Genomic DNA, 25,376 nt, shown 5'->3' on the forward strand with positions numbered 1-25,376 from the left:
TAGTACAAAAGCACTATATTTTAGCGATCGCCTGTGCCAGTTGCGTAAGTCCTGTATTAGAAGCTTGCAGCCACACTGATTTATGATTTAGGAGACTGCTGTGGTATATGTTACTTTTTGTAAAGAAAATCTAAAAGAATTAACCCTAGTAGAAGCGCGGTTGCAGTAAGGCGAGATAATAGACTAAATCATCCTAATTGATACAAGCACAGTCCTAGACTTTTGTGATATCAATGTATACCAGTGAATCGACCAAATATTCTGCCAGAACGGACATTGGACAAACTAGCCGTATTCTAGTAGTAGAAGATGAAGAATTAATCCAGGAAATGCTAGCTGTAGCTCTGGAAGAAGAAGGTTACGGGGTGATAACTGCTCCCGATGGGCGGTCTGCTATAGAGTATCTCAAAAGTTTTGAAACCAATTCAGGGGAACTTCCCTTCGATCTGGTCATTCTTGATTTGATGCTACCGCAAATCAATGGGTTAGATATTTGCCGTTTGTTGCGTCATCAAGGCAACCCAGTACCTATTTTAATGCTCAGTGCTAAGGGTAGTGAAACTGACCGTGTTTTGGGGTTGGAAGTGGGTGCAGATGACTACCTGACCAAACCCTTTAGTATGCGCGAGTTAGTGGCTCGTTGTCGCGCTTTACTCCGCCGCCAACGCCTAAGTAATTTACCACCAATACCAGTATTAAAATTTAAGGACGTCTCCTTAAATCCTCAAGAATGTCGCGTATTGGTTCGCGGTCAAGAAGTGAGTCTTTCTCCCAAAGAGTTCCGCTTGCTGGAACTCTTTATGAGTTACGCCCGCCGGGTATGGTCACGGGAACAATTGCTCGATCAGGTTTGGGGGCCGGATTTTGTCGGCGATAGTAAAACTGTAGACGTTCACATTCGGTGGTTGCGCGAAAAATTAGAGCAAGACCCCAGTCATCCCGAATATATTGTGACTGTAAGAGGTTTTGGCTATAGGTTTGGATAATTAGTTGGGATAGTTGTTAGTTTTTAGTAGTCACCAAAAAACTAACAACTCAAATGCTTTTATTGGGATTTTTTCTGGGTTTAGCGGTAGGCATTGGGTTTTGGATTTGGCAACAGGTTCAACTTAACCGCTACCTGGGGCGCTTACTTCGACCGTTAACCTTGCGTTCTGACAAGATGGGACTGCTGCTGATTCCTGGGTTGCGGCAAGAAATAGCGATGGTGAAACAGCAGCGGCAAGATTTGCAGCAATCGTTGCAAACTTACCAAGACCTGCTAGATTTTGCCCCAGTGGGATATTTGCAGGTGGATGAGGAAAATCAACTGCTGTGGTGTAATCGACAGGCGCAGGAAATTTTGTATCTGCAAAAGTGGCAACCAGACCAAGTGCGCTTGTTATTGGAGTTGGTCAGGTCTTATGAACTTGACCATTTAATTGAGCAAACTCGCGATCGCCAAAAACCACAGACGGGAGAATGGATATTTCATCCATCTTGTGATGATGCAGCAGAGATGGCAACAATCAAATCTCTAGCTTTGCTGGCTTCTAGCTTGCCCTTACCCAATGGACAAGTGGGAGTATTTTTAGAAAATCGTCAACCCCTATTAGATATAAATCAAATACGCGATCGCTCTTTTTCTGATCTAGCACACGAACTGAGAACGCCGCTAACTTCGATTCGCTTGGTTGTAGAAACTTTACAAATCCGCTTAGAACCACCTTTAAATCGTTGGGTTAACCGCCTCATGCAAGAAGTTGATCGACTGATTAACTTAGTGCAAAGCTGGTTAGAACTTACCCAAATGGAAGCAAACCCAAATATGCAATTGCAAGCTAAATCTGTAGAATTGCGATCGCTGATTGCATCTGTTTGGGAAACACTAGAACCCTTGGCACAGCGTCAAAATCTGTCTTTTTCTTATTCTGGCCCCGAAAATATTTGGATTAAGGCAGATAAAGCCCGGATTTACCAGGTTTTTCTCAACTTGCTAGACAACAGCATTAAGTACAGTCCTCCTGGTACAAGCATTTACGTTGAAGCGAAAATCTTATCAACAAAGGATAACGATCCTGTTTCCTCAATCCTGGAAATAAATCTTATTGATTCTGGAGTCGGCTTTTCTGAGGCAGATTTACCCCACGTTTTTGAGCGATTTTATCGAGGAGATAAAGCGCGAACTCATTCCCCCCAAGATAGTAATTCTATAGGAGCGATCGTTGGCAATGGATTAGGATTAGCGATCGTTGAACAGATTCTAATTGCCCACGGTGGTTCAATCAAAGCGATGAACCATCCAGAAACTGGTGGTGCGTGGATGCAACTCCAATTTCCTGAAGTTATGGCAAACTCCTTAAGCCAAGACTATAGTTAGTAATATCTTCACCTTTGAGACAACAAGTGTGAAAGCCGTCGATTATACTCCCAATCCTCAAAGACCACAACTCGCACGCGCCATTAGGCGCTTAGAACGGGATGTATTACGCATGGGTGCTTTGGTAGAACAATCATTTCGCCTCAGCCATCAAGCGTTATTTGCTCGTAACTTAACAGCAGCTGAGGAACTTCCCCGATTAGATAAAAAGATCGATCGCTTTTATAGACAAATCGAATCAGACTGTACGGCGATTATGACGCTACAAGCGCCTACGGCTCCCGATTTGCGCTGCTTGAGTGCCTTTATGCAGCTGGTGCGAGATTTAGAGCGCATTGGCGATTATGCTGAGGATTTAGCTGAAATTGCGATTAAAATTTTTCCTTACGCGCCTCATACGTCAATGCCCGACATTGAAGCTATGTCCCTTCACGCGCAGGCGATGCTAGCAACTAGCTTAAAGGCTTTGGGAGATTTTGATGAAGCCGGTGGACGCCGTTTAAAGCATCTGGATGATACTGTAGACGATGCCTACGATCGCGTTTATCAGACTTTAGCCCAACAACGGGATGTGCCTGGTGTAGTCGAGCCAATTATACTGCTGGCACTGGCAATTCGTTGTCTGGAACGTATGGCAGATCACGCTACGAATATCGGTCAAAGGGTAGCATATATTGTCACCGGTCAACGCTCCTAATTGATATGCTGCCCAAATCTCCGACTTCTACTCTCCAGGTATCTGCAAGAAGTCGGGGATCTAAATCCAGCGAGTTAGTAAGCTGCCATTCCACCCTACCATCTTCATAATTATTTGCGCCGACATACTTACTTCGTCTTCAGAAAATACCAAATAATTAAAAATAAGTTAATTCAATATTTTACTAAAAGCTTACCTATTCTTAAACTTACACAATTAAAGTAGCGGATAAACAACTAAAAATTTTGAGCCTATCTCACTGATAGATACCTTAACCAAAAGTTGTTACCATCAGAAGATTTTTAGTTAGTCTCTAGCTTTGATTGAGAAGAATAGACCTTCAGTTAATACAGGTAAATTTTGATACAAATTATTAGAGTTTCTTAACCATTGTCAATAGCAAGATTCCCTGATAATTGTGTAATTACGGTTAATGATGTATTCCCCAAGTCCTACTTCAAACTCTTCTGCCGGGTCAAATGGTTCTGCTTTGGGCGAACAATTACCCCAACAGATATTTACCCGTCGAGAAGTAATTCCACCTTACAATGACGTAATTTGGCGAATTGAATATGGTGCAGTTCGTACCTTAACATGGAGTGAAGATGGAACATTCATCACTCTTGGTTATTGGGGATTAGGGGATCTGATTGGCTATCCTTTGTCTAAGGTGAAACCCTACCAGATTGAATGTCTCACGGGCGTAGAAGTAACCATTGTACCACCTCATTTGTGGCATCAAGATATTAATGCTTTGTTGTCTCATATTCAACAAGCAGAGGATCTACTAAGCATTGTGCATCGAAAACCAATTTCGCTACGCTTATGGCAGTTTTTAGTCTGGTTAAGTGAAAAATTTGGACGTGACATAGATAAGGGCAAGCTAATTGATTTAAATGTTACCCATCAGGATATTGCTGAGGTTTTAAATACTACGCGAGTAACTGTTACCCGACTCTTACAGCAGTTAGAAGAAGAAGGAACAGTTTTACGTCACAAACGCCGCATTATCTTGCGATTACCAAATAAATTAATTAAAAACTATAGTTCAGCAGCATGTTAAATGAATTGCTTGTAATAATCACAGAGTAAAGGTATAATAGTTGCTGTGATTGTGTGTGAAATCCACAAAAGAGAAGTGTTTAAAGCATTTTCTCATTACTGGATTGTTTTAGGTGTGAGTGAAATTAAAAACATGACAAAACGATTCTGGAATCTTTTTAAGGTTAGTCCGGTTGTATTAGCTGCTACATTTTTCGTTGCTAATAGTGCCTTAGCAGGTGAAGTCAACGAACAGGTAACAAATGTTGGCCAGTTATCTGAAACTCAAGAGTCTAACGACATGAGTCAGGTAACATCAGTTTCTCAGTTTTCGGATGTGCAGCCTACAGATTGGGCGTTCCAAGCTTTACAATCTCTAGTTGAGCGCTACGGCTGTATTGCAGGTTATCCTAACAGTACCTATCGTGGGAACCGTGCTTTAACTCGTTATGAATTTGCAGCAGGTTTGAATGCCTGTTTAGATCGGGTTAACGAACTGATTGCTACAGCTACTGCCGATTTGGTCAGCAAACAAGATTTAGCTACTTTACAGCGCCTACAAGAAGAATATTCTGCTGAACTAGCAACTCTGCGCGGTCGTGTTGATGGATTAGAAGCCCGCACTTCTGAGTTGGAAGCTAATCAGTTCTCCACTACCACCAAGTTGGTTGGAGAAGCAATTTTCGCCGTGTCTGATGTTTTTGGTGACACTAGAGCAGCTCGTGGTGGCGCTCCTACTCAAGATTTAAATTACAACACCACTTTTAGCGATCGCGTTCGTTTAAAATTGTTGAGCAGTTTCACTGGTACAGACCAGTTGGAAACACGTCTAAATGCTGGCAATATCGTCTCCAATCGTGGTAACGATGCATTGGGTACTGGTACTGGTACCAACATGAGCCGCTTAGGTTTTGATGGAGATACTGGCAACAGCGTTAGCATTGATAAACTCAACTATGCTTTCAACTTGACTGATGCAGTACGTGTCAAAGTTGATGCTACTGGTGCTGAATTATACGAAAACGTTAATAACTTCAACTCTGACTTTGCAAGCTCTGGTAGAGGTGCGCTCTCACGGTATGGACGTTTCAGCCCCATATATCGCCAAGGTCAAGGTGGCGCTGGTATAACTGCTACCTTCAATCCTAAAGGCGCCATCAGCCTCAGCGGTGCTTATTTAGCTAGGACTGCTAACGACCCTACCCTTAATAATGGGTTGTTTGATGGTGATAGCGCTATCTTTGGTCAGTTATCTTTCCAACCCACCAAAGCGTTTAATATTGGTCTAACTTACGCTCGCACTTATCAAACTGATACTGCTGCCAATAACCTTTTCCAAGGTACGGGTAGTATTTTTGCAAACACTCCTTTTGGGGCTAACACTCGTACCGAATCTAATAACTACGGTGTAGAAGCTAGCTTCCAATTTAGTCCTAAGTTGGCTATTAGTGGTTGGGGAGGTTATACAACTGCTGATGCTAAGACTGGTGCTAATGCAGGTACAGACGCAGATATTTGGTATTGGGCTGGAGCGCTTGCTTTGAAAGACTTTGGTGGCGAAGGCAACGTTTTAGGTATTATCTTTGGTCAACCACCCAAAGTTTCTGGTGGTAGCATCAAAAATGTCGCTGGCAATACTACCTTTGACGACAGTACTTCTTATCACTTAGAGGGTCTTTACAAGTACAAGGTTTCCGATAATATTCAGGTAACACCTGGCTTGTTGGTAATCTTCAATCCAGAGCACAACGACGCTAACGACACTGAATATGTAGGTACTCTACGTACTACTTTCACCTTCTAAAATTGGCGATCAAATATAAAGCTCAGAATTAGATAAACAAAACCCCACCTAAAAGTGGGGTTTTGTTTAGAAAGGAAATTAGCTATGTAGGATTGTAATCTGGCTGATTGGATACATCTTTTGGGGGGCGATCGCTACTCCAAGCCCACCACACAGAACCACAGTGACAGTAATAGAACTCTTGCCATTTGCGACGACGGTCTTCTGTAAGTACAGGCGATCGCCGATTGAGCCAAACTTTTTCAGCTTCTAGGCTACTTGAGTGGCATTTAGGACAGCAAAAATCATAAGCATGTATTGCCTTATTCGTCCATTCAGGTGGGAGGGGAGCAAAAGCGTCCATGTAGTTACAAATATAGTCTTAATGGCAAGCCAAAACTTTCAGGTTTGGAATTTGGCGGCAAAGGAATACTATAAAATCCCGCCATACTATCAAACTGCTGAATAAATATTTTTATGACTCGATCTGAATTTATTCAAGACTGCGAGAGCATCTCATAAATCAAAGGTTAACATGAAAACTTTATTTTTTACACACCTAGTTACTATGCACATTATGGCTAATAATTAAATTTATGGAGCCAAATGTTGAAATTCGCCGTTTGTTAGATGTGATGCCTGCTTCTGGTCGGATGACGACAAAAATCGTCAGTAAGCCAGAGCAAGCAAAAGTAATTGACGCTTCCTTTCCCCAACCCTGGAACCAAGCGCGACCGATATATATTAATTTTGATTTGTGGCGTCGCCTGACAAAGCCGCAACGAGACTTGCTGCTGTTGCAGATGGTTAGCTGGTTGACGGGGGTGAAGTGGTTTAAAACCGACATTTATCAAGGCGTGGTGTTGGCTGGGCTGTTAGGCGGAATATTGGAAGCAGCACAGTCAGATGTAGTGGGCGTTGCTGTCGCTGGGGGATTAAGTGCGATCGCTGCTTTTCGGATCTGGCGCACTAATAAATCTCAAGAGTCAGAGTTAAATGCCGATGCAGCCGCAATTAAAATAGCACAACGGCGTGGTTATTCAGAAGTTGAAGCAGCCCAGCATCTGTTATCAGCAATTGAAGCGGTAGCCAAAATTGAAGGGCGTTCCAGTTTGAATTTTACTGAGTTGATTCGTTTCCAAAACTTACGAGCGATCGCAGGTTTATCACCAGTGGGTATACCAGAAAGTTATAAGTAAAAATGAGTAATAATTCAGAAGTCAGAATCCATCTGTCTGAATAGTTAAAGAATCAGAAGAATATCTGATGATGATAGTATTTACAGCAATCTTAACGATCCAAACAAATTGGATTCTGAACTAATAATGTTAAGCAATAAAATTAGCAAGCTTACTTCAAAATTACCTTTGAATTCTCCTTGGTTTATTATTCTTCTTTTTTCTTTTCTTGGTTTAATAGGTATTCTTAACCATTCTATGTGGCGAGATGAACTAAATCCCTGGCTGATTGTCAGAGATAGTGGATCGTTGGGAGATTTAATTGCAAATATTCGTTATGAGGGTCATCCTATTCTATGGTATTTTTCTCTGGCAATTCTGAGAAAAGTAGTCGATTATCCTATTATAATGCAAATTTTCCATTTGGCAATTACTGTTGTTTCAGTTACACTTTTTTGCCTATATAGCCCTTTTAATTATCAACAAAAATTTCTATTTTCGTTTGGCTTTTTTCCTTTTTCCGAATATCTTTTAATTTCTCGAAACTATGCCTTTAGTATGTTATTTGTTTTTGCATTCTGTACAGTTTTTGCATCTAGAAAAATAACTTATGCTTATTTGGCAATTTTATTGGGTTTACTAGCAAATAGTAGTGCTTATGGTTTATTGGTATCATTTTCTTTATTATTGACTTTGCTGGCTGAATTTTGTTTTGAGCGCGAACATCGGCAGCAGTATTTCAGTCAAACCCAAAGGTACGACTTAGCTTTAAGTATTGCAATTATCACATTATCTTTTATTTTATCCATTTATATTATTACTCCTCCGACAGATAGTTATCTTCATGGTGGGTTAAATAATGGTTGGCTAATAGAATTAGATATCCGTCATCTGTTGAGAAGCGTCGGCAGAGTATTTGGTAGTTATTTATTAATTATTCCTACACATAAAAGATGGCTGGATTTAATTGTTTGTGCGACAATTGCTTTATTTATTGTCGTTCTAACTTTAATAAAATTATCTGAAAAGCCAGTTATTTTCTTTTTCTACATGATAGGCAATTGTATATTATTTGCCTTTACATACTTCAGATTTTTAGGCATGCCACGGCATTTTGGACATTTCTATTTAGTTTTAATAGCGGCTTTATGGCTGGGAAGTTATTATCAAAAGTCTATAGTTTTACTTAATAAAATTTCTATTCTTCCACATTCAATTACATTTATTCACAAATGGCATTATGTCGCTTTTATGCTCATTCTTTATGTCCAGTTTGGGGGAGGAATTTATAGTTTTTCAAAAGATTTAGTTGTCCCATTCTCTGCTGGTAGGGAAACATCCCAATATATTCACAAATCTGGGTTAGATAATGAGTTTATTGTTGCCAGTCGAGATGCGAATATGGCTCCTTTATCGGGTTATCTCAATCGAAAGTTTTACTATCCAGAAGTGGGAAAAATGGGAAGCTTTACTTTATTTAAAAAAGGTCGTCAAGAAGTGGAACAAGCAGAGATATTAAGCCAGATTAATTCTCTACTTCAAAATCAAGATGAGCGAAAGAAAGTTTTGCTGATTTTGAATAAAAAACTGAATGTCAATCGCAATGATTTGAAAATTGTTCCGCTCAAAGATTTTCAGAGAGGCTGGGTGGATAGTGAAAGATATTATCTTTATTGGGTAGATGAAGTATAAGGATAATGCGCCACAGAACTTTGTAGTTTAATATGGGATAGACTTTTTTGTAATAGAGGATCAGCATTTACATTTGAATGTGTCGCCAAAACACCTCAAAAATAACGCTTTTGCATCCTTTGACTAGCTTGCCACCCCTGATAACTAGCTGGGATGCGTGAGGCTAATCTACACTGGAATAAGAGAATGTGTGTTTAACTGACTTAGATATCAAAAACTGGGGAGTTTTGTCATACCTTCTCGGTGTTGCTTATGAGGTGATTACCTCGTGTGGTAAAACTTAACTTAAATTCTGTCAGTTACTAACGGAGTTGATGGGAATGAGTACCTTAATTTTTATTGGCTTGATAGGAGTTTACGGAGGCGGCGCTTGGAAGTTTTGGAATGGGTTTGAACGGACTAATTTTAATCCAAGTTTGACTAATCGCATTGGTTTATCTTTGCTATGGCCAGCTTTGTTTATTACAAATCAGTCTTATCGTCGAAACTTTAGAAAGGCGTTGAAGGGCTAGAGATTACTATTAAACCTAACGTCATCCGATGCTGACGGTGGTATATATCTCAAAGAAATCTAACCTATAACCTCGCTCCCCTACTAGGGAAGCGAGGTTAGGTTTGCTCCTTTTACGAAGGAGAGGAATTAGGGAGGGGTAAGTTCGTTAACCGTTGGAAAATATTTTAGGTCGATGAATTTACGAATTATTTACCATTGGTTAATAGATGGATTGCTCCACCAACAGCTGCACCATCAATAGCATTGCCAAGGGTATCTCTTTTATCGCCAGTAATTACGCCTGTTACTGCGCTAGCCCCTGCACCGACTCCGACATCTTGAGCAGCGTTCCGGTGACGGCGATTGCGAGTATTTCTCAGACCATTTGCACCATTAACGGCTGCACCAGTTACACCACCCTTAACAGCATTCCCTAATACACTGCCATTTCCCCTAACAGCTCCGGTTACAACATTGGTAACAGCCCCAATACCTGCATCTCTTAGTACTTGGTCATCAGCAGCAGCGGGTTTGGCGGGAACTAAGCTTACACCAGCTAAACTTGCAGCCATGAGGCTGGGTAAAAGTGCGCGTTTTAGGATTTTATTCATTGTGTTACCTTCTCAAAACATCAAACAATTTTCTAAAAACCAAAGTTACTAGAGTCTGATAAAATCTGAATTTTTTATCTGAATCACAGCAACTATTTATTGTTTGAGAACATATTCATTATTGCATTTGCAAAGTCACAACTGCATCTACTGAAAGCATGAATATAAATTCAGTCCACAGAAGGCCTTGCTGATTTATTATGCAATGCTAGGGATTACATATTGACACAATTAACTAAATATGCATTGTGTATTTTTTCGTGAATCGCAAGCTTTTTCTAATCAGAAATCGCGTAGTGTTTACCCTATCTATCCAAAGGTAGTTGTCAAAATAATTAAACTAATATCAATTCAATTAATGATTGCAATACATTCTTGGGTAAAGACGCGATTCATCGCGTCTCTACAAGATAGTCTATTTGTCGAACTTGCCAAGAAAATGTCAAGCAAAGGTAGAAAAACCGAGATTGGGTGGAATATCTTGAATTCGCCCCGGCCCGATCGCTCGTAATGCTTCTTTGAGTAAAATATCCCCAGTATACAAGGCACGTCCGACAATTACGCCAGTCACGCCTTGAGGTTCTAACGCCAACAAACTCAACAAGTCGGTGACAGAACTTACTCCGCCAGAAGCAATTATCGGGATGGAAATTGCTGCTGCAAGTTCTCGCAAAGCTTCTAAATTTGGGCCTGTAAGTGTACCATCCCGGTGGATATCTGTGTAAATTATGGCGGCTGCGCCCAATTCTTGCATTTGTACAGCCAGTTGAGTTGCTAAAACTTCCGAGGTTTCTAACCAGCCGCGAGTTGCTACTTTGCCGTTACGGGCATCAATACCGATAATAATCTGTTCGGGAAATTCTTGGCAAAGTTCTTGCACTAACTGGGGTTGTTCTACGGCAATGGTTCCGAGAATTGCCCACTGTATGCCTAGATTAAATACTTGTTGTAAGCTGTTGCGATCGCGCAATCCTCCACCAATTTCAATGGGTACTGATACTGCTTGAGCGATCGCTTCAATTGCCTCTAAGTTTACTATTTTACCTGCTTTGGCACCATCTAAATCAACTATATGCAATCTGGTAGCACCTTGATCTACCCACTGTTTGGCAACATCAGCAGGATTTTCGCTAAAAACTTGCGAGCGATCGTAGTCTCCCTGATACAGTCGCACACAGTGACCTTCTAGTAAATCAATCGCTGGAATTACGTCCATTTAACTCTTCCTTATTGCAATCCAAACACTATTTATCGCTGAATTTACTATTTTTCATTTTTCATTTGTAATTGCCTTACAGCTTGCCCAAAACCCAGCACAAGCAAGATGTTAGAAAGCGTCAAAAATAGTTCTGCACCACCGTGCAACCAATCCACATTGGCTAAAGACTCACCATAATGCAATACAGCATAAATCCCCGCCGGGATGGTAATGGCAACAAAGACGAGAGTGCCGTAAAATCCATACAGCGCCAAACGCGGCATTTGCGGACTGCGGCTGATAAACCACAAGAAACCCAAATAGGGAAACAGTGAAAGTGCAAACAGGGTTTCTTTAGAAATCATTGCTCTGATTTGATAGGTTTTGGTTCAGCAGTGTTAACAGATTTGGTAGAACGCCAAATCAAAAACGCCGCCGCCCAAAGCGTAAAATTACCAACTAAAGTCATGGTAGCTTGAAGCGTTACCATCCATTCCAAAGATTCGGCGTTGTCGAAATAATGCCAGGTACAAGCACACATAGCGCTGACTAAAGCTGGTAACATCGCCAGGGATAATCCCCACCAGCTGCGGTTATTAGTCAGTTCGCCGTAAGTCCAGATTAACCAAATGGCGGCAATCCACTCAATAACGCTAGAAACATGAATAATCCAGGTGGGAATCGAAAGGGTGTGCATAAGAAAGTTAGGAGTTGGAAGTTAGAGATTTGGAGTGGAGAGTAGCACTGGCAAGGTGATATGTAGCTTGAATTTTATATTTGTTTAAACAAACCTTTATTATGCAACGCCAAATAAAGATTTTTATTTGTAAGCGTCTTCTAAATTATCTAGTTTGTCAGAATTGCTCGTTGAGTTGAAGGATTTGCGCTCAAAACCACCTACCTCTGCCAAAGTATAGAGGGGTCTGGCTTTAACTTCTTCGTAGATGCGCCCTATATATTCACCTAAGATGCCAACACTGACTAACTGCACAGATCCGAGAAAGAAAATTGCCATCAAAATAATCGTAAACCCAGTTAAAGGCGAATGGGGGACAAAAAGACGCCAATACAAGACTAATAAAGCCATGAAGATGGCCGCCGCCGCTGCTAATAAGCCTAAGTAGGTTGATAACCGCAGTGGCACTATAGAAAAAGACACTAGACCATTGATAGCAAGGGCTAAGGATTTGCTAAAAGTGTATTTAACTTCCCCAGCAAAGCGGGGGTTGCGCTCGAACTGAATTGCTGTTTGCTGAAAGCCAACCCAAGAACGTAAACCACGAATATAGCGGGTACGTTCTGGCATAGAATTGAGAATATCTACAATCTGCCGATCCATTAGACAAAAATCACCAGTATCAGTAGGAATCTCTACATCTGCAAGCTTCTTAAGGATACGATAAAAGAAATAGGCAGTAAAACGCTTAAACCATCCTTCTTTTTGCCGTTGAGTGCGTTGAGCGTAGACGACTTGATAGCCCTGTCGCCATTTTTCAACCATGTCGGGGATTAGTTCTGGTGGGTCTTGTAAGTCTGCATCAAGGATGACAATAACTTGACCCCGGACAAAATTAAGACCAGCAGTTACTGCAATTTGATGACCAAAGTTACGAGCAAAGCTCAGATAGCAAATGCGCGGGTCTTTTTGATGGAGGTCTCGTAGTAATTGTAGGGAGCGATCGCGGCTACCATCATTGATTAAAATTAATTCGACAAGCCCATCCATCCGATTCATTACTGCACTCAGTCTGCGGTATAGTTCTGGAATAGTTTCTTCTTCGTTATAAATTGGAACAATGAATGAATACTTTGGTAACATCTAAAAATATTGTTTAATTTTTTTTTACAGCTAAGATAAGAGGCTGCCTGCGATCGAAAAGGTGTGGTTCACAGTATATCTACTACCACAAGGCGGAATTCAAAATTCAAAATTCAAACAGGTATACAGTGTAAGGGTTTCGTTGATTTGTAATGGGTGGTTTATTTACGCCGTCCTGTACTAGCAAGACTCAAGTTTCATTCACATACTTTATTTATTCTTCGGATTTATGTTATCTGAAGAGTCTGATTTTTTCAGCCTTTCTACAGCTTTTCTGGGCAAAGTTCGACGATGGCGATACCAAGTAGACCCGGCTACGAGCGTTCCAGTTAAGCCTAATGCAAGTATTAACGGCAAAAAATCGCCCGTATTCACTGCCTTCAGACCAGAACTACCTAGTAATACAAAAGGTAAGACACTAGGAACAGTACCAAGTGTTGTACCTAGAACATAATCTTTAAAGCTAATCGAAGTCAGTCCCGCGACAAAGTTGACCAAGCCATAGGGCATGATTGGAACTAATCGGATGGCAAACATATAAAAAAGCCCTCCACGACGCACCTCAGCATCCATCGCTTGCCAACGTCCTGCTAGCCGTTTTGCAACTGCTTTGCGTCCAATAGTCCGAGTAAAAATAAAGGCAATTATTGCTGCAATGACTGCTCCAACACTAGTCCAGACAATACCCAGCCAAGGGCCAAAAATGGCACCTCCAGTCAAATTTAGTACCGTTGAGGGCAAAACTAACATGGTTGCCACAACGTACAAAGCAATATAAATAATAGGTGCCCAGATACCAGAAGATTTCAGCAAAGCTTGAATTTGTACTGGTTCAATGCCGCCAAGAAGATATACGGTTATACCAGTTGCAATTATGCAACTCAGCGTGAGTAGCAAAATACCAGTTTTCAAGTTCCACATTAGAACTCTACTCCTATTTTTTGTGTAATAAAACCAATCTTTTGAAAATTTAAATCCTTGTAGAGACACGAAATTTCGCGTTTCTACAAGGATTTTTCACTAGATGTCTATTGTATTAGCTAGTTTTAAAGATAAGCGATCGCAACCTTTATCCAAGTATTGAAGTATCTAAGCACAGACCAGAAAACCGCAAGTTAGCAAGACTTTTGCCGATAAAACCGGAAGTGAACACTTCGGAGTCGAAAAAATGTAAGTAATTATAGCGCCTGCTATCCTGATGGGAGACAGAGATTCATTTAACAATAGCTATTAATCCAAAATCCAAAATGGTCAACATACGGGCATTATTGTCTGGGTATTACGGTAAAGGTAATGGTGGTGACGAAGCTCTATTGGCAACGCTTTTGCAAATGTTACCATCTCACGTAACGCCTGTGGTGCTTTCTGGTAATCCAGAGGAAACCCGCGATCGCTACAATGTAGAAACCTGCGATCGCATGGCTCCTTTCGCTGTACTGCAAGCTTTGCGTTCTTGTGATGCCTTAATTTGGGGCGGCGGGAGTCTCATTCAAGATGTCACCAGCACTATCAGCCCATTTTATTACGGCGGGCTGATGGCATTAGCGCAGAAAATGGGTTTGAAAACTGTTGCTTGGGCGCAGGGTATTGGCCCGTTAGTACGTCCGCAAACTCGTTGGTTGGCACGGCAAACCTTTAGTAATTGTACCAAAGTTAGTGTCCGCGATCGTGCCAGTGCAGCTTTATTATCTGACTGGCAAATTCCTTGTATGATAGCTCCTGACCCAGTTTGGGCGTTGGAATCTCAACCAGTACCAGGACTTTGGGATTTACCTGCGCCGAGAGTTGCGGTAACGTTGCGATCGCATCCCCAACTTACAGAAAAACGTTTAGCAAACTTAACTCGCGCTTTAGTTGACTTTCAAAAAGCCACGCAAGCATTTATTTTATTACTGCCGTTTCAAAAAAGTGAAGATTTAAGTATTGCCGAAGCCATTCAACCACACCTTAAAGATGTTAGTAAGATTTTGTGTCTGGAAGATCCGCAACTTTTAAAAGGTGTATTTCGCGGCGTTGAAATGGCGATTGGAATGCGCCTGCACAGTTTAATTATGGCTGCTGCTGAAGGTTGTCGCTGCTTTGCTCTCAGTTATGACCCCAAGGTAAATCGCCTGATGGAAGATTTAGAAATGCCTGGGTGGGATTTAGCAAGTTTACCCGATGACCCCAATTTGATTGGTCTGACTTGGATGGAGCATTACGCTAATGGCGATCCTTTATCATCAGAGAAAATCCAATCTTTGGTAGATGGCGCTTTACTGCACAGCGAGTTGTTGAGTGAAGCCTTAAGTTAAGTATTTGTCTAGATATGAACAGGGAAAGATATGACACAGATATCCCAGCCAAGACGCACCCGAATTTTACCAGCATCAACCTTAGTCTCTGAAGAAGTACACCAGCGTCAGAAACAGCGTGATGCTCTTGCTACGCGGTGTCGTGCTGTTTTCGAGCGCTTATGTCCAACTTTGATCGAAACGCATTATAACTGGCATATTGCTATCGACCCTGAAACAGAAAAGTATCTCATTGACCCAACACTCTTGGGGATAATGCAAAAAATTCATGATGTTTATGGCAATACTAATGAAGTAAAACTCACCATATTCCGACTCAACGATACAGGAACCTGCGGCAGGTTATGATTTCAGGTTCGTTTGGGGATAATGGCGAACTATTATTTGAAATTCAGCTTGTTGCTGCTAATAATGACAAATTTTCTGTTGAAGCTTTACTCGATACTGGGTTTACAGATGGGTGGTTAGCTATCAATACTCAAGACTTGGAAGTATTGGAGTGGTCATTGATGACCGCACAGATTGAAATGCGGACAGCACGAGGGGAAGCACGATTCGATATCTATGAAGTCAAACTTATTATTGATGGAACTGAAGTTATAATTCCCGTCCATGTTGGAGATGATATTCCTGATACCATAATAGGTTCGTTGTGGCTGGACATTATGCAGTTGGTCGTTAATAAACCAAAAGGAATATTAACCCTTGAAATGGTAGGTAGTAATTAACTTACTTATACAAACTCAGTCAAATCTGTAATCAGAATATAGGCTAGTACAGCACGGCGTAAATAAGCCACCCATTTTAAATGTCTCAAACCCTTGCCAACAGGTAATTACGAATTACGAATTACGAATTACGAATTCCGCCTTGCGGTACTAGTGACTTGTTTTGCCACTAACAATCCCTGACCACTGTACTTTTTTTTCTTTCTCCCGACGGTAAGAAAAGAAATGCTCTGGAGTTTGGAAAGTACAATAAGGTGCGATCGCAATTTGTTCCGCACTAATCCCCATATTTTCCAGTTGTAAGGTATTCACTCGCCGCACATCTAGCCTTACCTTTCCTGGAGCGGGATCTTCTAGCAAAGGTGAATTTGGTAACTCATGTAATGCAGTTATAATTTTTTCTTCGTCTTCATGTGGTATAATGCTAGCCCCGATTTCGGCAGCCACTTCAATCGAGACTTGGTAAACCTCACCAGCGATCGCTGGGCCCATTGCAATTCTCAAATCATCGAGTTTGCTGCCTTGAGATTGTAGCCGAGCGATCGCCAAGGGCACAATCTTCTTGGCAGTCCCCCGCCAACCTGCGTGTAATGCCGCCACCCGTCCAGTTTGCACATCCCCAATCAACACGGGTGTGCAATCTGCGCTAGCGACCCAAACAGCTTGTAGAGGCTGTTCGCTCATTAAACCATCTGCCGATGCGAAATCTTCCTCAGCAGAGCTTAAGAAGCTTTCAACTTCTTGGGGGGTGAGAACAGTATTGCCATGAACCTGCTTTAAGCGATAGACTGATGCCTCTGGTTGCAATACTTCTGCGATAACTTGTGGCGATCGCGGCCAAAACTGCTGGGTAAAGAAGCCGTGATGCCAACGTTCCAGAATACTACAAGTTAGATAGGGGAGTCCTTCCCAATTGCGCCAGTGCCAAGTGTGCATCTTCAACCAAACCTAAACAGAAATCACTCATCAGCCAATCAATGCTAACTTGAACAACGGAATTTGGGTTAACTGCTGTGGGATTTAATCTGCAAAACTTGGAAGCAGCCTTGCAAGCAGGGCGCAAGCATACATATTTACCATTTTCTCTTCACTTTTTTGAAAGCGTCTCCTCAACCAACCAAACCCTCTGGAACTTACTCAACCAAGGGGCTATTTCAGGGACAGTAGTAATCGCAACTCAGCAATCTGCTGGGCGGGGACAATGGGGCCGCCAGTGGATTTCTCCGGCTGGGGGATTATATATTTCCGTGGCGATTTCTTTCGACCATAAAATAGAGGCTAATAACAGCTACCAGCTAACTTTCGCTACTGCTTGGGGAATTGCGTCGCAATTGCGCCAATGCGGTATAGATGTTGGGATAAAATGGCCTAACGATTTAGTTTTAAATGGTCGCAAACTAGGCGGCATTTTGACAGAAACCAAAGTAAACAAAGGACAAATTACCCAAGCAGTAATTGGTGTTGGTATTAACTGGACGAACCCAGTCCCAGAAACTGGAATCAATCTAGAATCGTGGCAAGCTTCCCAAGATCGCAGACCGATTTCTTGTCTGGAAATGCTAACCTCTAGAGTCTTACTGGGAATAGAATCCGGTATGGAGTGCCTTTTTCAAGAAGGAGTAAATATACTCTTGTCTGGCTATCTAGACTTGCTTACAAACATGGGCGATCGGGTGTACGTCAATAATCTTTCAGGTACAGTAGTTGGAGTGACTCCTCAAGGAAATTTACGAGTTGATTTAGAAACACATGATACAAAGGAACTAATTACACCGGAAATTTATATTGAACCCGGTACAATCAGTTTGGGGTACCATAAATCTTCCGTTTAAATTTGAGGTTTGTTCAAAATTTCGCTCTTTGGGCAAGACAAACCACTAGCATCATCTCTTTAGGCTAATTACACACAACTGAGAGAACAAATGACGCAGCGCAATAATTCTGCCCATCATCGTTTGCATTTATGGCAGCAAGGTCTAACAAAAAAACGTTTTGCCTCAACACTACCAGCTCAGAGCCTCTGTTGGCTGAGTAGCGTAAGCCTCCTTAGCGGTGGCTTCGTGTTTGCCCAAACGGAAACACCAATAGACAACATCGTTCCTACTGTTGAAAGTTCTCAACCAACAGCAGTTACAAATCCAGTAAAAGCCTCGACTTTTAAAAAACAGGCTGTTGCGTCGCCGGAACCCGCTCAAGCGCAACCGGAATTTTCCCAACGTCGTGCCAGACTCAGACAGAGACTAGGCAAGCCAGAGGTTGCTCAATCAAAAGAGCCACTTAGGCAGTCGACACCCAAAATCGAAGCTGCTGAACCTGCTGTTGTGATTATCAGACAGTCAAAGCCCAAGGTGGAAGCCTCCCAGGTTACTCCTGCAAGGGTGAGACAGGAACAACCCAATAGCCCTGTCCGCTATGCACCTGAAAAACTCCCAGAAGTTGCTCAACCATCAAATAACTCAAACAGCCCTGTCAGTGCAACTGCGGGGAAAACTAAGGATTATAATAACGCCTATATCGATCCTAATAGTTATGACAGTGGTGCTACAGGTACTTATCAAGCACCAAATTCCGTAATTCTCACAGAACGCTCCAGTGGTTGCCGATCGATTTTGCCTTCAGGGCAAAGCGTATTAGGCGGCGTTTGCGCCAAAACACCCCAAAGGAGTGTAGCTGATTCTAATGCTAAACCAGCACCTAATTGGCTCAGAAGAAGTCAAAACGCACAATTACCAGTAGTTCCACCCGTGCGGCAGATTGCAACTACTGGTAATACCAGCAGATGGCGTGCTGCTCAAAGTGGTTCTAGCGGTGTCACCAAGACCGCATATCGCCCGAATCGGTTTATCCCGACTCCCGCTGAATTCAGTCCCACAAGAGTTAGTGCAACTCCCATTGCACCGAGTGGTGGGACTTTACCGCCACCAATGGCAGATGGCAACATTGCACCCCGCCCTAGCAACGTAGCTTACGACTTCTCACTGGCATCAGTATTGCCACAAATCCCCTACATGGGGAGAGTCGCCTATAGTGGTACGGGAATGATGTATCCCTTGTCTATTCCTGCTCCCATTACTTCTTTGTTTGGTTGGCGAGTTCATCCAATCACAGGTAATCAACGCTTCCATGCAGGTACAGATTTGGGTGCGCCTACGGGAACACCAGTTTTGGCAGCTGCTGCGGGTCAAGTGGAAACTGCTAACTGGGTGGGTGGTTATGGTTTAACCGTTATCCTGAATCACAAATCTGCTGAACAAACTCTCTATGGTCACATGTCAGAAATCCTCGTTCAACCCGGTCAGTGGGTACAACCTGGAACTGTCATTGGGCGAGTTGGCAGCACTGGCAACTCCACAGGCCCTCACTTGCACTTTGAAGTCCGCCACCTGACACAAGATGGGTGGGTTGCTTCTGACCCAGGCGTGGAATTACAAAGTGCCCTCAGTCAGTTAGTGCGAGGTTTGCAAACCGCTCAGGTAAGCCGAGAACCAGGCAGTTAGAAGAAAGTTAGGAGTGAAGAGTGAAGAGTTATTAATTTAAAACTCCTAACTCCTAACTCCTAACTCCTGACTCCTTTACTTACAAATACCCGTGTTCTGCTAGGAATGCGGGTGTAATGCCATCTATAGTATTGTCATCAGTGCCTCTGGTGTGGGGGTTGCCAGAATAAAGGAATTTTTCGACGTATTTGCCGAGAATATCCCCTTCTAGATTCACTAAACTCCCAGAAACCAAATAGCGAAGATTTGTCTCGCTGTATGTCAGGGGAATTACCGCTACTTTGAATTGGGAGAGTTCTGGCTCATAATCGGCGACTGTGAGGCTGATGCCATTGACGGCAATGCTACCTTTGGGGACAATGTACCGTGCGATCGCAACGGAAGCAATAAAGGTCATTTCCCAAGAAGTAGCCGTTTGTTCTGCCACTAGCAATCGACCGATGCCGTCTACATGACCCATCACAAAATGACCGCCAACTTTGCTGCCTACCTTGAGCGACGCTTCTAAATTGACATATCTCTGTTGGGTTTGCTCACCTCCCAACGTCGTGCGGCGTAGAGTTTCTGGTGAAGCCGTGGCAATAAACCCGTCTTTTAAAACTTGTTCTACTGTCAGGCAAACACCATCGACAGCAACACTGTCACCATAAGCCAAATCTTGCATAATTACTTCACCCGACTGACTTACACAAGTAATTTGCCAAGAATCGCCCCCTAAGGGTTCCATCTTTCCTAATGCTTGGATTAATCCTGTAAACACGGCTTTTTTGTCAAACTAACTCTATTTATTGCCTAATTTTGCCTGAAGTCAATTGGTAATTGTCACAGAAATCTCGAACATCCAAGTATATTTTCTGACTTTTTTTAGGATAGGAATATTAACACATTAGCATCCTTCACAAGGCATACTTGGTTAAGAAGGTTATTCTTTAAGAAGACCAATTTGACTTACTCTGGTTTTCACCACAAGTTCGGAGTTTAATAGAAGCAATTATAGAGAACGAATGCTTATGTTTATTACTGTCACCAAACTGCCTAAAAAAGGGTGTTATTTGTTACACGCCATCAAAGGCTCTCAAAGCATTGTAGAGGCTTAGGCAATGATTGAAATGAAAGTCGCTGGCATAGCATTAGATGCCATAACCCGCAGCCCGATCGTCCTTTTGAAAGATTCTTCAGATCGGCGGGCTTTGCCAATTTACATTGGTCAGGAACAGGCTAGGGCAATTATGGGCGCACTGGAGAATCAGAAGCCTCCTAGACCCTTAACTCACGACCTGATTGTGAATATTTTAGAGACTTGGAACATGACTCTAGAAAAGGTGATTATTCATTCCCTGCAAAAGGATACATTTTATGCAGCTTTAATTGTCCAGCAAGGCGAAGTCAAAAAAGAAATTGACGCGCGTCCTAGCGATGCGATCGCCATTGCCCTCCGTACAAATACTCCCATTTGGGTAATGGAAGAAGTCATTGCCGATGCTTCTATTCCTGTCGATCGCGATGCAGATGAAGCCGAACAGCAAGCCTTCCGTGAATTTATTTCTAATCTCCGTCCTGAAGATTTGATCAAGCGCTTTGGTAATGGCGACAGCTAAATTAAAGTTATGAGTTATGAGTTATGAGTTATGAGTTATGAGTTATGAGTTAGGAGTTATTTTGCTTCAACTCCTAACTTGTAAGCAAAAAAAGTTAGGAGTTAAGAGCTATGATTTACTTCCTTCAACTCCTAACTTATAACTTCTAACTCCTAACTCTTTGTTAAAAATGCAATACCGACGCTTTGGAAAAACGAATCTGCGCCTCTCGGTTTTTTCCTTGGGAACGATGCGCTACCTGGCTGATTTTGAAAATGCTCACCAGACGATCGAACAAGCCTTAGCGCTAGGAATTAATCATCTAGAAACCGCCAGAGGTTACGGCAAAAGCGAGGAATATCTTGGTAGGGCGCTAAAAGCTGGGTTGTCAGTACCCCGAACTAGGCTTTATGTCACTACTAAAATCTCAGCCACAGCAGATGCTGACACCATGCGTCGGTATATTGACGAATCCCTAGAACGATTACAACTAGATTATTTAGATTGCTTAGGGGTTCATGGTTTAAACACTTGGCAACATTTGGAGTGGGTGCAAGCCAAAAATGGCTGTATGCAAGCCGTAGAAGAAGCTGTTGCTGATGGCCGAGTACGACACGTTGGTTTTTCCACCCACGGTCCATTAGAGGTAATTCAGGCTGCAATAAATACAGATTTATTTGAATTTGTCAATCTACATTATTACTATTTTTTTCAACGGCACGCACCAGCAATTCAACTAGCTGCCGAAAAGGATATGGGCATTTTCATTATTTCCCCTGCTGATAAGGGAGGACGCCTCTACACACCACCACAAACTCTAAAAGACCTGTGTTATCCGTATTCACCCTTAGAATTTAATTATCGATTTTTACTTGCCGATCGCCGTATTACTACTTTGAGTATAGGGCCAGCGAACCCAGGTGAATTAAGAGAACCTTTGCAAATCGCTGACCATGATGGAGAGTTAACATCAGCAGAAATTTCCACTTTCCAACGTTTAGAAAATCACCAAAAACTTGCTTTGGAAACTGATAATTGTAGCCAGTGTTATGCTTGTTTACCCTGTCCAGAAAATATCAATATTCCAGAGGTATTGCGGTTACGTAATCTCGCCGTAGCATACGATATGAAAGACTATGGTCAATATCGTTACGGAATGTTTGAAAATGCCGGTCACTGGTTCCCTGGAATGAAAGGCAACCGTTGTACAGAATGTGGTGATTGTTTGCCTCGCTGCCCAGAAAAGTTAGATATCCCAGCTTTGTTAGAAGATACTCACCAAAAATTAAGTGGGAAAGCAGGTCGGAGATTGTGGGGATAAAAATGTAAACAGGAGTCAGAATTCAGAATCCAGAATATCCGTCTCGTAATTCTGACTTCTGGCTCCTGAGTTCTGAGTTCTTTGTTGTTAAAATTATATAAAGATTAAAAGAGTTAGGAAGATCCGCGGAAGCTGGGGTATCTCGCCAAAAAAGATGAAAATTAAAAAAAAAGAAATATCCTACGCCAATCACTGACGGTTTTCCGCTACAGTGGACGGGCTGTAAGCTTAGTATGGACTACTAGCCGATCGCTTACTATTCTTCTGGCGAGTTTAACAATAGTTGCTGGTCTTTTACCGGCGGCGATATCCTACATCAGTAAGTTAATTGTGGATGCAGTGGTACTTGCCTCTCAAGTTAACTCACAGAGCAATGGTTTTGTCAATATTTATCCTTCCCTATCTTATGTAGGATTAGAAGCGATCGCTGTAATTTTACTAGCAGGCAGTCAGCGGGGAATCACTATTTGTCAGTCGTTATTGCGGGCGCTAATGGGTCAGCGAGTAAATGTACTCATCTTAGAAAAGGCGCTGACACTCGATCTTAGGCAGTTTGAAGACTCAGAATTTTATGACAAATTAACTAATGCCCGACGAGAAGCATCAGTTCGTCCCCTTTCGTTAGTAAACCGCACCTTTGGATTGGTGCAAAATGCCCTTTCCTTAATCACCTACGGTATTTTGTTAGTAAATTTCTCAGGTTGGGCAGTGGTGGTGCTGGTTTTGGCAGCTATGCCTGTATTTATTTCTGAAACAAAGTTTGCCGGAGAAGGCTTTCGCTTGTTTAGTTGGCGTGCAGCAGAAACTCGTCAACAGCACTACTTAGAAAATCTGCTAGCAAGAGAAGATTTTGTCACAGAAGTCAAACTCTACCAACTGGGAGAGATGTTGCTAGGACGTTACCGCAACCTGTTTGAGCAACTTTATGGCGAAGACCGCGATTTAACTCTCCGGCGAGGATTGTGGGGGTATCTCCTGGGTTTAGTCAGTACTGGTGCTTTTTACCTAGCTTATGCTTGGATTGTACTGGAAACCGTGCTAGGTAAGATTTCTTTGGGAGATATGACAATGTATCTCACCGTTTTTCGCCAAGGACAATCCACTTTTTCCAATGCCCTCACTTCTATTGGAGGGATGTATGAGGATAACCTATATCTATCAAATCTCTATGATTTTCTGGAAGAAGAAGTACCAAAATCTTGGGGTAAGGCAACCATTGGTTTAAATCCCCAAGATGGTATCCGTTTTGAGAACGTCTCATTTACTTATCCAGGAAGTTCCAAGCCAGCATTGAGAAACATTTCGCTGCATCTCAAACCCAGAGAGAAACTGGCAATTGTCGGTGAAAACGGTTCCGGTAAAACTACTTTAATCAAATTACTTACCCGACTTTACACGCCAGACTCAGGGCGAATTTTCTTAGATGGCTTGGACTTGCAGGAATGGGATGTGGATGTGTTGCGGCGTCGCGTTGGTGTGATTTTTCAGAACTTTGTCCGCTACCAGTTCACTGTGGGAGAGAATATTGGCGTGGGCGATGTAGAACATCTTGACAACAAAACTCAGTGGAAAACTGCTGCTGAAAAAGGCATGGCGCAATCCTTTATTGACCAATTACCCCAAAGCTTTCAGACTCAACTGGGTCGTTGGTTTAAGGGAGGACAAGAACTTTCTGGGGGACAGTGGCAGAAGATTGCACTGTCTCGTGCTTTTATGCGATCGCAAGCAGATATCTTGGTGTTAGATGAACCAACATCAGCAATAGATGCCCAAGCTGAGTTTGAGATTTTCAATCATTTTCGCACTATTACTCAAAATCAGATGGTACTTTTGATTTCCCATCGCTTCTCAACAGTACGAATGGCTGACAAAATTCTAGTTATAGAAAATGGGGAAGTTATAGAACAGGGAACTCACGAAGAACTGTTACAGCTAGGAGGACGTTATGCCAAGTTGTTTCTCTTACAAGCCGCTGGTTATCAATAGGAAAAGAAGTTAAAAGACTTTGTAAATTGAGATAGCGAAGCCTAGGGTGGTCACTGAGCTTTGTCGTTCGCGGAGCGTCTCGTAGAGAAGTGCGGGCTGCGCCTATGCTCACTTTGTAGAAAGCACATAACATCTCTCAGGACTTACGCAAAATCATGAAAAAACGAACCACAGAGGGCGCAGAGGACACGGAGAAATAAGAGTTTCAGAAAGCTCTTGCGTAAGTCCTAATCTCTATCTAACCACGTTAAACTGTTCAGTAAACATGGGTCACTAGACGCTCCGTATCGTTAAACATTGCTACCCGATCAAATTATGCAAATAATAAAACAGCGATACTATACCCCAGAGGAATATTTAGAGCTAGAAGAAGCTGCTGACTACAAAAGTGAATACATTGACGGGCAAATAATTCCGATGGCGGGTGGAACAATAAATCACAATCAAATAGCACTCAACTTAAGTACTGAGTTGAATTTTGCTTTTAAAAAGCAGAACTACCTGGTTTTTATGAGTGATGTTCGTCTATGGATACCCCAAAAGCATACCTACACCTATCCAGATGTGATGATTCTGGCGGGTGAACCAGAGTTTTTTAACAACCGAAGAGATATAATTTTGAACCCACAGATTATTGTTGAGGTTTTATCAAAATCTACCAAAGGGTACGATCGCGAAGATAAATTTCAGGCTTACCGAACTATTTCCACTTTCCAAGAATATTTATTAATTGACCAAACACGAATTCATCTAGAGCAATTTTCCAAAACTGGGAAAAAGCAATGGGCGCTTCGTGAATATGATGAAGAAGATGAAGCGATCGCACTTGTAACCGTACCATTTGAGATTTCTCTACAAGATTTATACAACAAGGTAAAGTTTGAACCTGTTGAGTCGGAAGGGGAAAGTGCTGATGTTGAGGGATTGGGGTAAGTGTACGATCACTTAATTTATCTCAATGGACAAAGGCGATCGCTTAATTGAATTGAGCCATGCGTAGCCTGTGTAAAGTACGTATTTCCTCTGTGCATTAACTTGCTGTACTATCTTTACTCCTGACTTGCCCTTCACAGTTTAAGTTGAATTATGGATAGTGTGGTTA

General features: G+C 42.2%; 26 protein-coding genes. 17 read left to right on the plus strand and 9 right to left on the minus strand.

Going from position 1 to position 25,376, the window contains the following annotated elements; all coding sequences use genetic code 11:
• Positions 1 to 233: 233 nt before the first annotated feature.
• The 5 genes from ACM0OX_RS19815 (at position 234) to ACM0OX_RS19835 (ending at position 5,901) form a co-directional block, all read left to right on the plus strand.
• Positions 234 to 986 carry a winged helix-turn-helix domain-containing protein gene (locus ACM0OX_RS19815; protein ID WP_094349166.1) on the plus strand — a complete coding sequence of 251 codons (753 nt, stop codon included), beginning with the start codon at positions 234 to 236 and terminating at the stop codon, positions 984 to 986.
• A gap of 53 nt (positions 987 to 1,039) precedes the next feature.
• Positions 1,040 to 2,359, plus strand: a complete 1,320-nt coding sequence (locus tag ACM0OX_RS19820) for a sensor histidine kinase (RefSeq protein WP_414516747.1) — start codon at positions 1,040 to 1,042, stop codon at positions 2,357 to 2,359.
• Positions 2,360 to 2,387: 28 nt separating this feature from the next.
• Positions 2,388 to 3,056, plus strand: a complete 669-nt coding sequence (phoU, locus tag ACM0OX_RS19825) for a phosphate signaling complex protein PhoU (protein ID WP_104906467.1) — start codon at positions 2,388 to 2,390, stop codon at positions 3,054 to 3,056.
• A gap of 433 nt (positions 3,057 to 3,489) precedes the next feature.
• A complete protein-coding gene (locus tag ACM0OX_RS19830) occupies positions 3,490 to 4,119 on the plus strand; it encodes a Crp/Fnr family transcriptional regulator (RefSeq protein WP_414516748.1) in 630 nt (209 codons plus the stop codon).
• Between the two features lie 132 nt (positions 4,120 to 4,251).
• Entirely contained in the window at positions 4,252 to 5,901 is a 1,650-nt protein-coding gene (locus tag ACM0OX_RS19835) for an iron uptake porin (RefSeq protein ID WP_414516749.1), read from the plus strand.
• Positions 5,902 to 5,983: 82 nt separating this feature from the next.
• Here ACM0OX_RS19835 and ACM0OX_RS19840 read toward each other — a convergent pair whose 3' ends face one another.
• Positions 5,984 to 6,244 carry a hypothetical protein gene (locus ACM0OX_RS19840; RefSeq protein WP_414516750.1) on the minus strand — a complete coding sequence of 87 codons (261 nt, stop codon included), beginning with the start codon at positions 6,242 to 6,244 and terminating at the stop codon, positions 5,984 to 5,986.
• Positions 6,245 to 6,476: 232 nt separating this feature from the next.
• On the opposite strand from ACM0OX_RS19840, the gene ACM0OX_RS19845 reads away from it, so the two are divergent.
• From ACM0OX_RS19845 to ACM0OX_RS19855, 3 genes are all read left to right on the plus strand, one after another.
• Positions 6,477 to 7,079, plus strand: a complete 603-nt coding sequence (locus ACM0OX_RS19845) for a DUF3318 domain-containing protein (protein WP_414516751.1) — start codon at positions 6,477 to 6,479, stop codon at positions 7,077 to 7,079.
• A 108-nt stretch (positions 7,080 to 7,187) separates the two neighbouring features.
• Positions 7,188 to 8,750, plus strand: coding sequence for a hypothetical protein (locus ACM0OX_RS19850; RefSeq protein WP_414516752.1), 1,563 nt, complete (start codon positions 7,188 to 7,190; stop codon positions 8,748 to 8,750).
• 320 nt (positions 8,751 to 9,070) lie between these two features.
• Positions 9,071 to 9,262 carry a hypothetical protein gene (locus ACM0OX_RS19855; protein ID WP_099099661.1) on the plus strand — a complete coding sequence of 64 codons (192 nt, stop codon included), beginning with the start codon at positions 9,071 to 9,073 and terminating at the stop codon, positions 9,260 to 9,262.
• Between the two features lie 187 nt (positions 9,263 to 9,449).
• On the opposite strand, the gene ACM0OX_RS19860 is transcribed toward ACM0OX_RS19855, so the two are convergent.
• From ACM0OX_RS19860 to ACM0OX_RS19885, 6 genes are all read right to left on the minus strand, one after another.
• On the minus strand, positions 9,450 to 9,854 hold the full coding sequence (locus ACM0OX_RS19860; RefSeq protein WP_414516753.1) for a hypothetical protein: 405 nt from the start codon (positions 9,852 to 9,854) through the stop codon (positions 9,450 to 9,452).
• Positions 9,855 to 10,296: 442 nt separating this feature from the next.
• Positions 10,297 to 11,070, minus strand: coding sequence for a 1-(5-phosphoribosyl)-5-[(5-phosphoribosylamino)methylideneamino]imidazole-4-carboxamide isomerase (gene hisA, locus ACM0OX_RS19865; protein ID WP_414516754.1), 774 nt, complete (start codon positions 11,068 to 11,070; stop codon positions 10,297 to 10,299).
• Between the two features lie 47 nt (positions 11,071 to 11,117).
• Positions 11,118 to 11,417 (minus strand): DUF3593 domain-containing protein, encoded by a 300-nt coding sequence (locus tag ACM0OX_RS19870; RefSeq protein WP_334900929.1) that lies wholly within the window; start codon positions 11,415 to 11,417, stop codon positions 11,118 to 11,120.
• Positions 11,414 to 11,749, minus strand: a complete 336-nt coding sequence (locus ACM0OX_RS19875) for a DUF2499 domain-containing protein (RefSeq protein ID WP_414516755.1) — start codon at positions 11,747 to 11,749, stop codon at positions 11,414 to 11,416. Before ACM0OX_RS19875 ends, ACM0OX_RS19870 begins: the two co-directional genes overlap by 4 nt.
• 123 nt (positions 11,750 to 11,872) lie before the next feature.
• Complete coding sequence (locus ACM0OX_RS19880; protein ID WP_414516756.1) at positions 11,873 to 12,871, minus strand: glycosyltransferase family 2 protein; 999 nt, start codon at positions 12,869 to 12,871, stop codon at positions 11,873 to 11,875.
• A 210-nt stretch (positions 12,872 to 13,081) separates the two neighbouring features.
• Positions 13,082 to 13,792 carry a TVP38/TMEM64 family protein gene (locus ACM0OX_RS19885; RefSeq protein WP_414516757.1) on the minus strand — a complete coding sequence of 237 codons (711 nt, stop codon included), beginning with the start codon at positions 13,790 to 13,792 and terminating at the stop codon, positions 13,082 to 13,084.
• Between the two features lie 326 nt (positions 13,793 to 14,118).
• Here ACM0OX_RS19885 and csaB point away from each other — a divergent pair, with 326 nt between their 5' ends.
• Genes csaB through ACM0OX_RS19900 form a run of 3 tightly spaced genes read left to right on the plus strand, consistent with a single transcriptional unit; the run spans position 14,119 to position 15,893 of the window.
• Complete coding sequence (csaB, locus tag ACM0OX_RS19890) at positions 14,119 to 15,165, plus strand: polysaccharide pyruvyl transferase CsaB (RefSeq protein ID WP_414516758.1); 1,047 nt, start codon at positions 14,119 to 14,121, stop codon at positions 15,163 to 15,165.
• Positions 15,166 to 15,195: 30 nt separating this feature from the next.
• Positions 15,196 to 15,513 carry a hypothetical protein gene (locus ACM0OX_RS19895; RefSeq protein WP_414516759.1) on the plus strand — a complete coding sequence of 106 codons (318 nt, stop codon included), beginning with the start codon at positions 15,196 to 15,198 and terminating at the stop codon, positions 15,511 to 15,513.
• Positions 15,510 to 15,893, plus strand: a complete 384-nt coding sequence (locus ACM0OX_RS19900; protein WP_414516760.1) for an aspartyl protease — start codon at positions 15,510 to 15,512, stop codon at positions 15,891 to 15,893. The genes ACM0OX_RS19895 and ACM0OX_RS19900 overlap by 4 nt, the downstream gene beginning before the upstream one ends.
• Positions 15,894 to 16,043: 150 nt before the next feature.
• Here the strand turns inward: ACM0OX_RS19900 and pgeF are convergent, their stop codons facing one another.
• A complete protein-coding gene (gene pgeF / locus ACM0OX_RS19905) occupies positions 16,044 to 16,829 on the minus strand; it encodes a peptidoglycan editing factor PgeF (RefSeq protein WP_414516761.1) in 786 nt (261 codons plus the stop codon).
• A gap of 77 nt (positions 16,830 to 16,906) precedes the next feature.
• Between pgeF and ACM0OX_RS19910 the strand changes: the two genes are divergently transcribed.
• Positions 16,907 to 17,725, plus strand: coding sequence for a biotin--[acetyl-CoA-carboxylase] ligase (locus ACM0OX_RS19910; protein WP_414516762.1), 819 nt, complete (start codon positions 16,907 to 16,909; stop codon positions 17,723 to 17,725).
• Between the two features lie 90 nt (positions 17,726 to 17,815).
• Positions 17,816 to 19,390, plus strand: a complete 1,575-nt coding sequence (locus ACM0OX_RS19915) for a M23 family metallopeptidase (protein WP_414516763.1) — start codon at positions 17,816 to 17,818, stop codon at positions 19,388 to 19,390.
• Between the two features lie 79 nt (positions 19,391 to 19,469).
• Here the strand turns inward: ACM0OX_RS19915 and ACM0OX_RS19920 are convergent, their stop codons facing one another.
• Entirely contained in the window at positions 19,470 to 20,150 is a 681-nt protein-coding gene (locus tag ACM0OX_RS19920; RefSeq protein WP_414516764.1) for a riboflavin synthase, read from the minus strand.
• Between the two features lie 340 nt (positions 20,151 to 20,490).
• Here ACM0OX_RS19920 and ACM0OX_RS19925 point away from each other — a divergent pair, with 340 nt between their 5' ends.
• The 4 genes from ACM0OX_RS19925 (at position 20,491) to ACM0OX_RS19940 (ending at position 25,207) form a co-directional block, all read left to right on the plus strand.
• Positions 20,491 to 20,988, plus strand: coding sequence for a bifunctional nuclease family protein (locus ACM0OX_RS19925; RefSeq protein WP_094349146.1), 498 nt, complete (start codon positions 20,491 to 20,493; stop codon positions 20,986 to 20,988).
• Between the two features lie 169 nt (positions 20,989 to 21,157).
• Complete coding sequence (locus tag ACM0OX_RS19930; RefSeq protein WP_414516765.1) at positions 21,158 to 22,288, plus strand: aldo/keto reductase; 1,131 nt, start codon at positions 21,158 to 21,160, stop codon at positions 22,286 to 22,288.
• A 177-nt stretch (positions 22,289 to 22,465) separates the two neighbouring features.
• Positions 22,466 to 24,274, plus strand: coding sequence for an ABC transporter ATP-binding protein (locus ACM0OX_RS19935; RefSeq protein ID WP_414516784.1), 1,809 nt, complete (start codon positions 22,466 to 22,468; stop codon positions 24,272 to 24,274).
• 315 nt (positions 24,275 to 24,589) lie between these two features.
• Positions 24,590 to 25,207 (plus strand): Uma2 family endonuclease, encoded by a 618-nt coding sequence (locus ACM0OX_RS19940; RefSeq protein WP_414516766.1) that lies wholly within the window; start codon positions 24,590 to 24,592, stop codon positions 25,205 to 25,207.
• Positions 25,208 to 25,376 lie beyond the last annotated feature (169 nt).

Origin of the sequence: Nostoc sp. PCC 9305, assembly GCF_963920915.1 — a bacterium.
GTDB lineage: Bacteria > Cyanobacteriota > Cyanobacteriia > Cyanobacteriales > Nostocaceae > Nostoc.